The sequence below is a fragment of the Aeromonas sp. S18(2024) genome (assembly GCF_041402525.1).
GTDB lineage: Bacteria > Pseudomonadota > Gammaproteobacteria > Enterobacterales > Aeromonadaceae > Aeromonas > Aeromonas enteropelogenes.
This window is the reverse complement of the sequence record NZ_JBGLQV010000005.1, coordinates 26,445-37,800: the sequence shown is the minus strand read 5'-3', so window position 1 is coordinate 37,800 and position 11,356 is coordinate 26,445. Positions and strand designations below refer to the sequence as shown.

The following is an 11,356-nucleotide window of genomic DNA, read 5'->3' as shown; positions in this document are numbered from 1 at the left end:
GGCTGGCGCCGCAAAAACATGTCATAACAGAACTATCAATCAGGATGGTGGAGGCTAGCATGCTGCATATCAGGGACATCATGACGACCCGGGTCGCCACCGTCTCCATGGATGACAGGCTCGGGGTCATCAAGGATATCTTCGAGCAGGCTCACTTTCGCCATCTGCTGGTGCTGGAAGAGGAGGAGCTGGTCGGCGTCATCTCGGATCGGGATCTGTTTCGCGCCATCAGCCCCTATCTCGACTCCGAGGCCGAGATGAGCCGCGACACCGAGACCCTCAACCGCCGTGCCCACCAGATCATGAGCCGCCAGCTGGTCACCATTGCCCCCAACCTGCCGCTGCGGGACGGCATCAAGCTGATGCTGGAGAAGAATGTCTCCTGCCTGCCGGTGCTGGAAAACGGCGCCCTGGTGGGCATCATCAGCTGGAAGGATTTCTTGAAAACCGTCCTCGACCATGACGGCCTCGGCTAAATGTGGGTCATGATACAAAAAGAGCTGCCGAGGCAGCTCTTTTTGTTTTTGGGTTTGGTGGACTGGCCGGTGGGCCTCAGAGCAGACCGGGCCCCTTGGGAGAGAAGGGGCACTCCTCCTGGCGAATGAGGTGGCTCTGCTGGCCTTGGGCATCCTGCCAGTGCAGCGCCAGCTTGCCCAGTCTGCCCAGATGGCGCAGCTCGAATTCGTAGCGCAGGCAGGGGTTGTCCAGCGGCAGGCTCGTCATGCCCACAGGCAAGCGGTAGTCGTAGTGAAGGAGGGGGCCATCCTGCAACTGGCTGCGGATCGGGATCAGCCCCTCGGCCGTGGGGCGGGGGGCGTTCAGGTAGCGGCGCAGGTTCAGGGGGGCATCGATCGCCTTCTGGTAATGGAGGCCGTTCATGGCCGCCAGCTCCCCCTCCAGCCCGTCCAGCGCCGCCCCCAGTTGTTGATGGGCGGGTGAGGCGCAGCCTCCCAGCAGCAGGGTGATAAGCAAGAGCGGGGCGCGAAACGGGTGCATGGACTCTCCTTATGAGCGCATGGATGGGCCGGGTGATGGACGCTGGCCCACTATAGCAGGGGATTGGTGGGCGGTGTGCCCCGCAGCAATTGCGCCAGCCGATCCAGCCCCTCGGCGACGCGAGCGTCTGTGGCCGGTTGGCTGAGGCTCAGGCGCACCCCTTGCGGGGCGGCAAACTGGCCGGCGGCGAAGTGCTCCCCGCTCGCCACCCCGACATCCAGAGCGTTGGCGGCCTCGGCGAACTCCTGGCTGCGCCAGGGCTCGGGCAGCGGCAACCAGGCATGCATGGATCCCGCCTGCCAGCAGGCTCCCGGCAACAGGTGGCGCAGCAGCTCGCCGCGCCGTGCCAGGATCTGCCGCTGCTGTTCGACCAATGGCATGATCTGGCGCTGGCTCACCAGCTTGCAAGCCAGCTCGATGAGCAGCGGGCTTACCATCCAGCTCGACAGGCGCATCGTCTGGGCGAAGGCGCTGCGCAGGGCACTTGGCACCAGAGCGAAGCCGACTCGCAGGCCGCCACAGGCGATCTTGGCCAGGCTGCCGAGGTAGATGACCCGCTCCGGCGCCAGGTTGACCAGCGGCGTCACCGGTGTCTGGGGCAGCAGGCCATTGACGTCATCCTCGACGATCAGCAAATCGTGGCGGCGGGCGATGACGACGATGGCCTCGCGCCGGGCCAGGCTCATGGTGGCGGTGGTGGGGTTTTGCAGGGTCGGGGTGAGGTAGAGCAGCTTGGCACGGCGGGTACGGCAGGCCGCCTCCAGCGCGGCGGGGATCAGCCCCTCTTCGTCCATCGCCAGTCCCACCACCTGGTTCTTCAGCTGGCGGGCGTTGCCCAGCATGCCGGGATAGCTGAGCCCTTCACAGAACAGGGTCTCCCCCACGCAGCCGGTGGCCAGCAGCGCCAGCGTGATGCCGTGCTGGGCGCCGTGGCTGAACAGCAGGCGATCCTCACTCCCCGCTACGCCCTGCTCCGCCAGCCAGTCGATAAACAACTGGCGCTGGCCGGGCTGGCCCGCCTCCTTGTCGTAGCCGAGCAGGGCGTTGAGATCCCCGCCGGCCAGCTCTTCCAGCATGGGGCGGATGATGGCGGCCCGATCCAGTTGCACCGGCAGGTTCTGCCACAGCTCGATGCGATGTCCCTCCTCCTTGCGGATCACCCAGGCGTTGGCCGGATCCTCATTGTCCCCCTTGACCCAGGTCCCGTGCCCCACCCGGGCGGCCAGCAGGCCGCGCCGCTCCGCCTCGCCATAGGCGCGGGTGATGGTGCCAACCGTCACCCCCAGCCTGTCCGCCAACGCCCTGTGGGTGGGCAGGCGGGTCTGCGCCGGCAAGGTGCCGTTGGCTATGTCGCGCTCGATGGCCTTGACCAGCTTGAGGTAGAGGGGGCCGTCGAAGGTTGTGATGTCCGGGGTCCAGATTGTCATGGTGACAATAAATCCATTGATCGAAATGTATCGGCAATATAGCGTGAAATTCAACCTAATAACAATCAATGACAGCAAATTGTATCGATACAGTTTGCCGCAATTCAGGAGTACAAAGATGACAATGGAATGGTATGTCACCCTGTTCGGGTTTGCCCTGCTCACCTGTGGCACGCCGGGCCCCAACAACCTGATGCTGACGGCGTCCGGCGCCAATTTTGGGGTGCGTCGCACCCTGCCACACCTGACCGGGGTGGCGGTGGGGCAGCCCGTGCTGCAACTGGTGCTGGCGCTGGGGCTCTATCCCCTGTTCGAGAGCTGGCCGCCGCTGCGGGTGGGGTTGCAGATCTTCGGCAGCCTCTATCTGCTGTGGCTGGCCTGGCGCATCGCGGTGGCCGGCGCTCCCGGCGATCCGGCCCGGCGAGCCCGTCCGCTGACCTTGCTGGAGGGGCTGGGCTTTCAGTTTCTCAATCCCAAGGCGTGGATGATGGGGATCTCCGCCATCAGCCTGTTCAGCCTGCCCGGCGCCAGCTACTGGCCGAGTCTGTGGGGGATCATGCTGATCTTCCCGCTGGTGGGGTTTCCAGTCTGCTTTGTCTGGGTGCTGTTCGGCCATCAGCTGAGCAACTGGATCAGCACGGATCGGGGCTGGCATCGCCTCAATGGCTCCCTCGGCCTGCTGACGCGCTCTGTGTGGTGATGCTCTGGTATTGACTCTCTGGCGCCTTGGAGCTCTGGGCCTTGCACGCATAAAAATGCAAATAAGTGCGTTGGTGCCCCTTGTCGCCGCTGGGCCGGCTCTGCATATTAGGAGGCTTGCTCCATAACGGATGTGTTGTACCACCAAGAGGTTGAGATGGATCTGAACTGGTTACTGCCCCTGGCGGGATTTGCCCTGGTTACCTGCGGTACGCCGGGCCCCAACAACATGCTGCTCACCAGCGCCGGCGCCACCCAGGGTTTTCGCCGCACCCTGCCACTACTGGTGGGGGTGGTGGGGGGGATTAATGTGATGATCCTGGCCACGGCGCTCGGCCTTGGGGTCATGTTTGAAAAGGTGCCACTGCTGCACGACGGCCTCAAGCTCATCGGCTCGGCCTACCTGCTCTGGCTGGCCTGGAAGGTGGCGACCGCCAGCGGCCCGGCGGAGGGCAACCGGCCGCTGATCCCGGCCCATCAGGGGGCCATGTTGCAGTTGCTCAATCCCAAGGCGTGGATGATGGCGCTCTCCGCCATCAGCGGCTTCACCCTGGCGGGGGAGGGCTACTGGCCGTCCGCCCTCTGGGTGTTGGCCATCTTCTTTATTACCGGCCTCTACACCGGGGCTTTTTGGGTGCTGTTCGGTGCCCAGGTGCGCCGCCTTATCCGCACCGCCCATGGCTGGCGTCGTTTCAACCTCGGCATGGGGCTCGCCACGGCGGCCTGCGTACTGATGATCTGGATCTAGGCCTGCTGGCCTTTACCGTCTGTCTTGTTGGCCCTTCGGGGCCTTTTTTATCGCGATGGCGGCCGCCGTGCTGCGCTCGGATCGCATAAGGAGTTCCCATGAAATGTATCGGTCTGCTGGGTGGCATGAGCTGGGAGTCCACCGTCAGCTACTATCAGGCGCTCAACCGGGGGGTAAAGGCGCGCCTCGGCGGTCTGCACTCGGCGCGGGTGCTGCTTAGCAGCGTCGATTTTGCCGAGATAGAGCGGCTGCAACACGCCGGTGACTGGCCCGCCACCGCGCGTCTGCTGGCCGAGGCGGCTCGCAACGTGCAGGCCGGTGGCGCCGATTTTCTGCTGATCGGCACCAACACCATGCACAAGGTGGCCCCCGAGATTGAGGCGGCCATCGATATTCCGCTGCTTCATATCGCCGATGCCACCGCCCACCAGTTGTTGGCGGATGGGGTGAAAAAGGTCGGGCTGCTCGGTACCCGTTTCACCATGGAGCAGGATTTCTACAAGGGGCGGCTGCAGACGCGTTTCGGGCTGGAGGTGCTGGTTCCTCCAGAGCTGCAGCGGGAGCGGGTGCACCGGATCATCTATGACGAGCTCTGCCTGGGCCAGATCCGCGAGCCGTCGCGGGCCGAGTATCTGGCTATCATCGAGGGGTTGGCGGCTGCCGGGGCCGAGGCCGTCATTCTCGGCTGTACCGAGATTGCCCTGCTGGTGGGAGAGGCGAAGGCCGCGGTGCCGCTCTACGACACCACAGCCATCCATGCCGAGGCGGCGGTTACGCTGGCACTGGGCTAAAGCAAGGAGTCCGGGTGGCAAGCTGACGAGCCGGGATATTAAGACACGTCGGTGTATCAGCCCTTGACCTTGCCATTGGGCGCTCATCTAGGCTGAGAGTCTGTCTCAGACCAGGAGGATTGATCCATGCAGCGTCGCGATTTTCTGAAACTCTCTACCGCATTCAGTGTGGCCAGCGCCTTGCCCTGGTGGAACCAGGTATTGGCGGCCGAGCGCCCCGTCCTGCCGATCCCCGCCCTGCTTGCGCCGGACGAGCAGGGGGTGATCCGGCTCAATGCCCAGCCGGGCCAGATGCAATGGCGGCGCCAGCCGACCCGCACCTGGGGCTACAACGGCAATCTGCTGGGACCGACGCTGCGGGCGCGGCAGGGGCAGTCGCTGACGATGCAGGTCAACAACCAGCTCTCCGAGACCACCACGATCCACTGGCACGGCCTGGAGGTGCCGGGCAGCGCCGATGGCGGCCCCCAGGCCACCATTGCCGCCGGCAAGCAGTGGCAGGCGGCATTTCGCATCGAGCAGCCGGCGGCCACCTGCTGGTATCACCCCCATACCCACGGCCGGACCGGCCATCAGGTGGCGATGGGGCTGGCCGGACTCTTTATCCTCGACGATGAGGAGAGCCAGCGCTTGCCCCTGCCCAGCCGCTGGGGCCTGGATGACATTCCGGTCGTGCTGCAGGACAAGCGGCTCGATGGCCAGGATCAGGTCGATTACCGGCTGGATGTGATGAGTGCGGCGGTCGGCTGGTTTGGCGATCTGATGCTGACCAATGGCGCCGAGTTCCCGAGCCATGCCGCCCCCAGGGGCTGGTTGCGACTGCGGCTGCTCAACGGGTGCAATGCCCGCTCCCTCAAGGTGGCAACCAGCGACGGGCGATCCCTCTATGTGATTGGCAGCGATGGCGGCCTGTTGGCGGAGCCGGTTGTGCTTGAGAAGCTCGAGCTGCTGCCGGGGGAGCGCTTCGAGGTGATGGTGGATGCCCGCAATGGCAAGGCGTTCGATCTGGTCAGCCTGCCGGTACGCCAGATGGGGATGACGCTCGCCCCGTTCGATGCCGCGCTGCCGCTGCTGCGGATCCAGCCCTCCCTCATCGAGGGCAAGGGGCGGCTGCCGGACAGCCTGGCCCGTCTGCCGGCCTTGCCCGCATTGGAGGGGATGACGAGCCGCACCCTGACCCTGTCGATGGATCCCGAACTGGATCGCCTGGGGATGCAGGCGCTGATGGAGCGCTATGGTCACGGCGCCATGGCGGGCATGAGCATGGCGCACGGCGATGCCGGCAAACAGAGCGCCATGAAGATGGAGGGCATGGATCACGGCGAGATGGTCAAGATGCAGCACGACGGTATGGCCGATATGAAAGAGGCGCCCAAGCCGCTGGATCTGCATACGGGCAACCGGATCAACGGTCAGGCATTTGTCATGGACCAGCCGATGTTTGCGGTCAAGCAGGGCCGGACCGAGCGCTGGAGCATCTCGGGAGAGGGGGACATGATGCTGCACCCCTTCCACATTCACGGCACCCGTTTCCGGATCCTGCGGGAGAACGGCCAGGCGGTGGCGCCCCATCGTGCCGGCTGGAAGGACATGGTGCGAGTAGAGGGAAATCGCAGCGAGGTGCTGGTGCGCTTCGACCATCCGGCCCCGAAGGAGCGTGCCTATATGGCCCATTGCCATCTGCTGGAGCACGAGGACACCGGCATGATGCTCTCCTTCACCGTGGAGGCCTGATCCCGGATGGCCTGCGGGCCATCCGCTCATTTTACTGGTCAGATCTCACTATCTACGTCCACCTCATACCCCTCGTCATAAAAGTGTGTAAAATTGCGCCCTGATTTTTTCCCGGCCAACTCGGGTTGGCCGTGCCCCCCTAGCATGCAAGGCTGACATTGTGACTGAAGTAGATAGATTCGCGGACATTCGCCCTTACCGTGATGAGGAAGTGCCCGCCGCCATCGAACGGCTGATCCAGGATGATGAGTTCGTCGGTGCCATCGCCAAGTATCGTTTTGGCTCCCTGATGAGCTGGCTGGGCTGGGCCATTCGCCCGCTGATCCGCCAGGTATTGCGCTACAAGTGGTCCAAGGTGACCACGGTACATCAGGTGCAGATGGGGGTGACCCAGTACATGTCCCGCATGATCGCCACCTCCACCAAGGGGGTGACCTTCTCCGGGCTTGAGCATCTGAAGAAAGAGCAGGGCTATCTGTTTGTCTCCAACCACAGGGACATCGCCATGGATCCGGCGTTCGTCAACTGGGGTCTCTATACCCATGGTTTCGATACGGTGCGCATCGCCATCGGTGACAACCTGCTGCGCAAACCCTGCGCCACCGAGCTGATGAAGCTCAACAAGAGCTTTATCGTCAAGCGCTCCGCCAAGGGGCCGCGGGAGATGATGAAGGCCCTCGGTGAGCTGTCGGCCTACATCGGCCAGTCGGTGCACGAGGGGCACTCCATCTGGATCGCCCAGAAGGAAGGGCGTGCCAAGAACGGCGATGACAAGACGGATCCGGCCATCCTCAAGATGTTCTACGTGGACGGCAAGAAGCAGAAGATCGAGTTTGCCGACTACATGCGCAGCCTCAATATCGTGCCGGTGAGCATCAGCTACGAGCTGGATCCTACCGACAAGGCCAAGGCGCGCGAGCTCTACGAGAAGTCGGTCAACGGCAGCTACGAGAAGGGCGAGTTTGAGGATATCGAGAGTATCGTCGCCGGCATCGTCGGCATGAAGGGGCGGGTACATGTCTCCTTCGGCGCTCCCATCACCGAGGGGTTCAGCGATCCGGACGAGTTGGCGGCGCTGATCGACAAGGCGATCTGGGGCAACTATCAGCTCTTCCCCAGCAACTACCTGGCGGCAGATGTGGCTGGCCACGCCAACACCATCGAACAGGCCGCCTTCCTGAGTCGCCAGTCCGAGGTGCCCGAAGAGCACAAGGCAATCTGGCGAGCCATGTATGCCAAACCGGTGGAAAACGCCGGCAAGGTTTGAACGAAACCGATTACCTGAAAAAAACGGGAGCTGATGCTCCCGTTTTTGCGTCTGGTCAAAGCCGATGGTAAAAGGGTGGTGAATAATATGGTTTCAGCTGGTACGATCACTGCGCAATTGGGTGCCATGGCCTTGGCAAGCACAGGACGAGTGTGTAACAGTGCACCCATAGAGAGACAACGAGCAAAAGCTCTAAACCGGTTTGCACGGATCGCAGACGGCATTATCGAAGGACCTGACACAGGTCCTTTTTCATTGGCGGGCAAAGATGCCGCGCAGATACACCTAACAGGAAAGACGCGCCATGATCACCGGTAGCCTGAACACTCTGCACCGCACCCCGCTGCCAGCACCGCTCGCCCGCATCATGGCTGACGTGGTGAAAAGCGTCGCCCATTGGCGCGATGCCCCCGTCGGCAAGCAGGAGATAGACGGCCTCACGCTGTTCTGTCTGGTGAGCGAGGATCTGACCGAGCCGGCCCCGGATCGCCGCGGCGAATTTCATGAGCAGTACCTCGATATCCAGCTGCTGCTGCGCGGTGAAGAGTGGATCGGTGTGGGCCCCCACGACTATGTGAGCGAGGGCGCCGACCATCCCCATCCTGACCTCTGGTTCGTCGACGACGAGCAGACCAGCTATCTGGCGCTGCAACCGGGGGATTTCGCCATCTTCTGGCCGGGCGAGCTGCATCGCCCGCTCTGTACCTTCAAGCAACCCGCCCAAGTGAAGAAGCTGGTGGTCAAGGTACACAGGGACCTGCTGGTCAATATCTGACGTTATCGAATCAAGGCGTGCGTTGCACGCTGCCTGAACTTGAGTGCTGCGCACCGTTTGCAATCAGTGCCATGCACGACCCGAATTGAAAAATTGGACGCACCCTCCTGCGACCATAAGCCCCCGGCAGGGGAATCCCATCCTCTTTTGGATGACACGACACTGTCGGCATAAAGCCGAAGCACAGGAAGATGTAGAAAATGAGCAAGTTGGTACTGATCCTTAACTGCGGTAGCTCTTCCCTGAAATTTGCCGTAATGGACGCCGAAACAGGTGAGGACATGCTGTCCGGCCTGGCCGAATGCTTCAATCTGGATGATGCACGTATCAAATGGAAACTCCACGGGGTCAAGGGCGAAGCCATGCTGGGAGCGGGTGCCGCTCACCAGGAGGCCCTCGACCACATCGTGGGCCACATCCTGCCGCAGGATCCCACTCTTGCCGGGCAACTGGTTGCCATCGGCCATCGTATCGTACATGGCGGCGAGCAGTTCTCCCGCTCCGTGCGCATCGATGACAGCGTGATTGCCGGCATCGAGGCGGCCATCCCGTTCGCGCCGCTGCACAACCCGGCGCACCTCATCGGCATCCGCGCCGCGCTGAAGGTATTCCCGGCTCTGGCCGAGAAGAACGTGGCCGTATTCGACACCGCCTTCCACCAGACACTACCGCAAGAGGCCTACCTCTATGCGCTGCCCCACAAGCTCTATCGCGAGCACGGTATCCGTCGCTACGGCGCCCACGGCACCTCCCACCGCTTCATTGCGGAAGAAGCTGCCAAGGAGCTGGGCAAGCCGCTCGAAGAGCTGAACATCATCAACTGCCATCTGGGCAATGGTGCCTCCGTTTGCGCCATCAAGAATGGCGAATCCGTCGATACTTCCATGGGTCTGACCCCGCTGGAAGGGCTGGCGATGGGCACCCGCAGCGGTGACATCGACCCGGCGGTTGTCTTCTTCATGCACGATCAGCTTGGCTACAGCGTGGACGAGATCAACAAGGTGCTGACTCGCGAGTCCGGCCTGCTGGGCCTGACCGAGGCGAGCAGCGACTGCCGCTACGTGACCTCCAACTATGCAACCGATGCCGGTGCCAAGCGTGCGCTGGATGTCTTCACCTATCGTGTGGCCAAGTATGTCGGCGCCTATGCCGCCGCCATGGATGGTCGTCTGGACGCCCTGGTGTTCACCGGCGGTATCGGTGAGAACGCCGCCATGGTGCGCGAGATGGTGCTGGATCGCCTGGCCCTGTTCGGCTTCAAGGTGGACCAGGAAGCCAACAACGCCGCCGTGCTGGGTGGCGAGGGGCGCATCACCACCAAAGAGAGCCGTCTGGCTATGGTAATCCCCACCAACGAAGAGCTGGTCATCGCCCGCGATGCCCTCGGCCTGGTTGGCTAACTCTTTTCGTGTTGTCTCAACGCCCGGCCTGTGCCGGGCGTTGTCGTTTCTGGTGGTGGCCGATTTGACATGGGGGAGGGGATAGGTACCCTGACCGCCATGGTGGTTGCAGCGAACCGCTGCAAGGTTTGGGAGAGAAGAATGAAAGAAGCGTTTTTTAGCTGGCTGTCCGGTCTTGGCGTGGAGGTGACCAGCATGATGGCGCTGGTGATCGCGCTCGGCTTCATCCTGATCACCTCGTTGTTGCTGCACATGATGCTGCACCGCTTCCTGCTGGTGCGTCTGGTCGGGGTCCTCGGCAAGGCCAAACAGGTGTGGCTGCCGCCCCAGCTGCAGCAGCGGCTCTTCAACCGACTCGCCTTTGTGTTGCAAGGGGGCGTGCTGCTCGCCCAGGCGGAGATCTGGCTGCCCGGCGGCTCCGACAGCCTGGCGCTGATCGAAGTGGTGGCCCAGCTCTGGATCTTGCTGTTCCTGCTGCTCGCCTTCTTCGCCCTGCTCGACTGCGTGCTGGCGGTGAGCCGCAACACTAGCCTGGGACGGGATCTGCCCCTGCGCGGCATCTTCCAGGGGACCAAGCTGGTGGGGAGCGTGCTGGTCGGCATCCTGATGATCGCCCTGCTGCTCGGCAAATCCCCCCTCTTCCTGTTCAGCGGCCTGGGTGCCATGACTGCGGTACTGATGCTGGTGTTCAAGGACCCCATCCTCGGCCTGGTGGCGGGGATCCAGCTCTCGGCCAACCGCATGCTGAGCGTGGGGGACTGGTTGCAGATGGATAAATACGGTGCCGATGGCGAGGTGACCGACATCGGCCTCACTACGGTCAAGGTGTCGAACTGGGACAAGACCATCACCACCATTCCCACCTATGCCCTCATCTCCGACTCGTTCAAGAACTGGCAGGGGATGACCGAATCCGGTGGTCGCCGCATCAAGCGCAGCGTCAACATCGACATGACCAGCGTACGTTTCCTGACTGCAGACGAGCAACTGCAGCTCAAGCAGGCCCAGCTGCTGGCCCCCTATCTGAGCCGCAAGGAGCAGGAGCTGAGCAGCTACAACCAGCAGCTCAGGGAGGCGATCAACTGCCCCATCAACGGCCGCCATCTCACCAACCTCGGTACCCTGCGCGCCTATCTGGATGCCTACCTCAAGGCCCATCCCGGCATTCGCAATGACATGACCCTGATGGTGCGCCAACTGGCCCCCACATCAGACGGCTTGCCGCTGGAGATCTACTGCTTCACCGCGACCACTGCCTGGGGTGAATACGAAGGGATCCAGGCCGATATTTTCGACCACATTTTTGCCATCATCGAGCAGTTTCATCTGCGGTTGCACCAGTCTCCCACAGGTTACGATATGCGCGCCTGGCAAAGCGGGGCTGTACCGGCCGGCCAGAAAACCGGGCAAGCGGTCTGAGCGAATATTAATCACTGACCCGTCACGACTTGTCGGTTGAAATTTGCCGGGCAGAGGAGAAGAATGGCGGCCTTCTCTTCGGCCCCAGGCATATTGCGCC

The 11,356-nt window shown here is 62.7% G+C and carries 10 protein-coding genes and 1 pseudogene; 9 read left to right on the top strand and 2 right to left on the bottom strand.

Annotated elements, in window-relative coordinates; translation table 11 throughout:
- Positions 1-59 precede the first annotated feature (59 nt).
- Positions 60-476 carry a CBS domain-containing protein gene (locus tag ACB034_RS10110; RefSeq protein ID WP_197064497.1) on the top strand — a complete coding sequence of 139 codons (417 nt, stop codon included), beginning with the start codon at positions 60-62 and terminating at the stop codon, positions 474-476.
- A 76-nt stretch (positions 477-552) separates the two neighbouring features.
- Here ACB034_RS10110 and ACB034_RS10105 read toward each other — a convergent pair whose 3' ends face one another.
- Both ACB034_RS10105 and ACB034_RS10100 read right to left on the bottom strand, forming a co-directional pair.
- Positions 553-996: a hypothetical protein gene (locus ACB034_RS10105; RefSeq protein ID WP_371172753.1), complete on the bottom strand. Its 444-nt coding sequence runs from the start codon at positions 994-996 to the stop codon at positions 553-555.
- Positions 997-1,046: 50 nt separating this feature from the next.
- Positions 1,047-2,423, bottom strand: a complete 1,377-nt coding sequence (locus ACB034_RS10100) for a PLP-dependent aminotransferase family protein (RefSeq protein WP_371172752.1) — start codon at positions 2,421-2,423, stop codon at positions 1,047-1,049.
- Positions 2,424-2,541: 118 nt separating this feature from the next.
- Here ACB034_RS10100 and ACB034_RS10095 point away from each other — a divergent pair.
- From ACB034_RS10095 to ACB034_RS10060, 8 genes and pseudogenes are all read left to right on the top strand, one after another.
- Positions 2,542-3,137, top strand: a pseudogene (locus ACB034_RS10095) (LysE family translocator).
- Between the two features lie 142 nt (positions 3,138-3,279).
- Positions 3,280-3,870 (top strand): LysE family translocator, encoded by a 591-nt coding sequence (locus ACB034_RS10090; protein ID WP_371172751.1) that lies wholly within the window; start codon positions 3,280-3,282, stop codon positions 3,868-3,870.
- A 98-nt stretch (positions 3,871-3,968) separates the two neighbouring features.
- Entirely contained in the window at positions 3,969-4,661 is a 693-nt protein-coding gene (locus ACB034_RS10085; protein WP_371172750.1) for an aspartate/glutamate racemase family protein, read from the top strand.
- 126 nt (positions 4,662-4,787) lie between these two features.
- Entirely contained in the window at positions 4,788-6,395 is a 1,608-nt protein-coding gene (cueO, locus tag ACB034_RS10080) for a multicopper oxidase CueO (RefSeq protein ID WP_371172749.1), read from the top strand.
- A 160-nt stretch (positions 6,396-6,555) separates the two neighbouring features.
- On the top strand, positions 6,556-7,662 hold the full coding sequence (locus tag ACB034_RS10075; RefSeq protein ID WP_371172748.1) for a 1-acyl-sn-glycerol-3-phosphate acyltransferase: 1,107 nt from the start codon (positions 6,556-6,558) through the stop codon (positions 7,660-7,662).
- A gap of 304 nt (positions 7,663-7,966) precedes the next feature.
- Entirely contained in the window at positions 7,967-8,437 is a 471-nt protein-coding gene (locus ACB034_RS10070) for a YhcH/YjgK/YiaL family protein (RefSeq protein WP_042026893.1), read from the top strand.
- A 200-nt stretch (positions 8,438-8,637) separates the two neighbouring features.
- Complete coding sequence (locus ACB034_RS10065) at positions 8,638-9,837, top strand: acetate kinase (protein WP_042071296.1); 1,200 nt, start codon at positions 8,638-8,640, stop codon at positions 9,835-9,837.
- A gap of 141 nt (positions 9,838-9,978) precedes the next feature.
- On the top strand, positions 9,979-11,256 hold the full coding sequence (locus ACB034_RS10060) for a mechanosensitive ion channel family protein (RefSeq protein ID WP_223378984.1): 1,278 nt from the start codon (positions 9,979-9,981) through the stop codon (positions 11,254-11,256).
- The last annotated feature ends 100 nt before the right edge of the window (positions 11,257-11,356 follow it).

Bases quoted from the DNA above. Each gene is read 5' to 3' on its own strand.
- ACB034_RS10090 (WP_371172751.1), top strand. From the start codon at position 3,280: ATGGATCTGAACTGGTTACTGCCCCTGGCGGGATTTGCCCTGGTTACC.
- ACB034_RS10105 (WP_371172753.1), bottom strand. From the start codon at position 996: ATGCACCCGTTTCGCGCCCCGCTCTTGCTTATCACCCTGCTGCTGGGA.
- ACB034_RS10100 (WP_371172752.1), bottom strand. From the start codon at position 2,423: ATGACAATCTGGACCCCGGACATCACAACCTTCGACGGCCCCCTCTAC.
- ACB034_RS10060 (WP_223378984.1), top strand. From the start codon at position 9,979: ATGAAAGAAGCGTTTTTTAGCTGGCTGTCCGGTCTTGGCGTGGAGGTG.
- cueO (WP_371172749.1), top strand. From the start codon at position 4,788: ATGCAGCGTCGCGATTTTCTGAAACTCTCTACCGCATTCAGTGTGGCC.
- ACB034_RS10085 (WP_371172750.1), top strand. From the start codon at position 3,969: ATGAAATGTATCGGTCTGCTGGGTGGCATGAGCTGGGAGTCCACCGTC.
- ACB034_RS10065 (WP_042071296.1), top strand. From the start codon at position 8,638: ATGAGCAAGTTGGTACTGATCCTTAACTGCGGTAGCTCTTCCCTGAAA.
- ACB034_RS10070 (WP_042026893.1), top strand. From the start codon at position 7,967: ATGATCACCGGTAGCCTGAACACTCTGCACCGCACCCCGCTGCCAGCA.
- ACB034_RS10110 (WP_197064497.1), top strand. From the start codon at position 60: ATGCTGCATATCAGGGACATCATGACGACCCGGGTCGCCACCGTCTCC.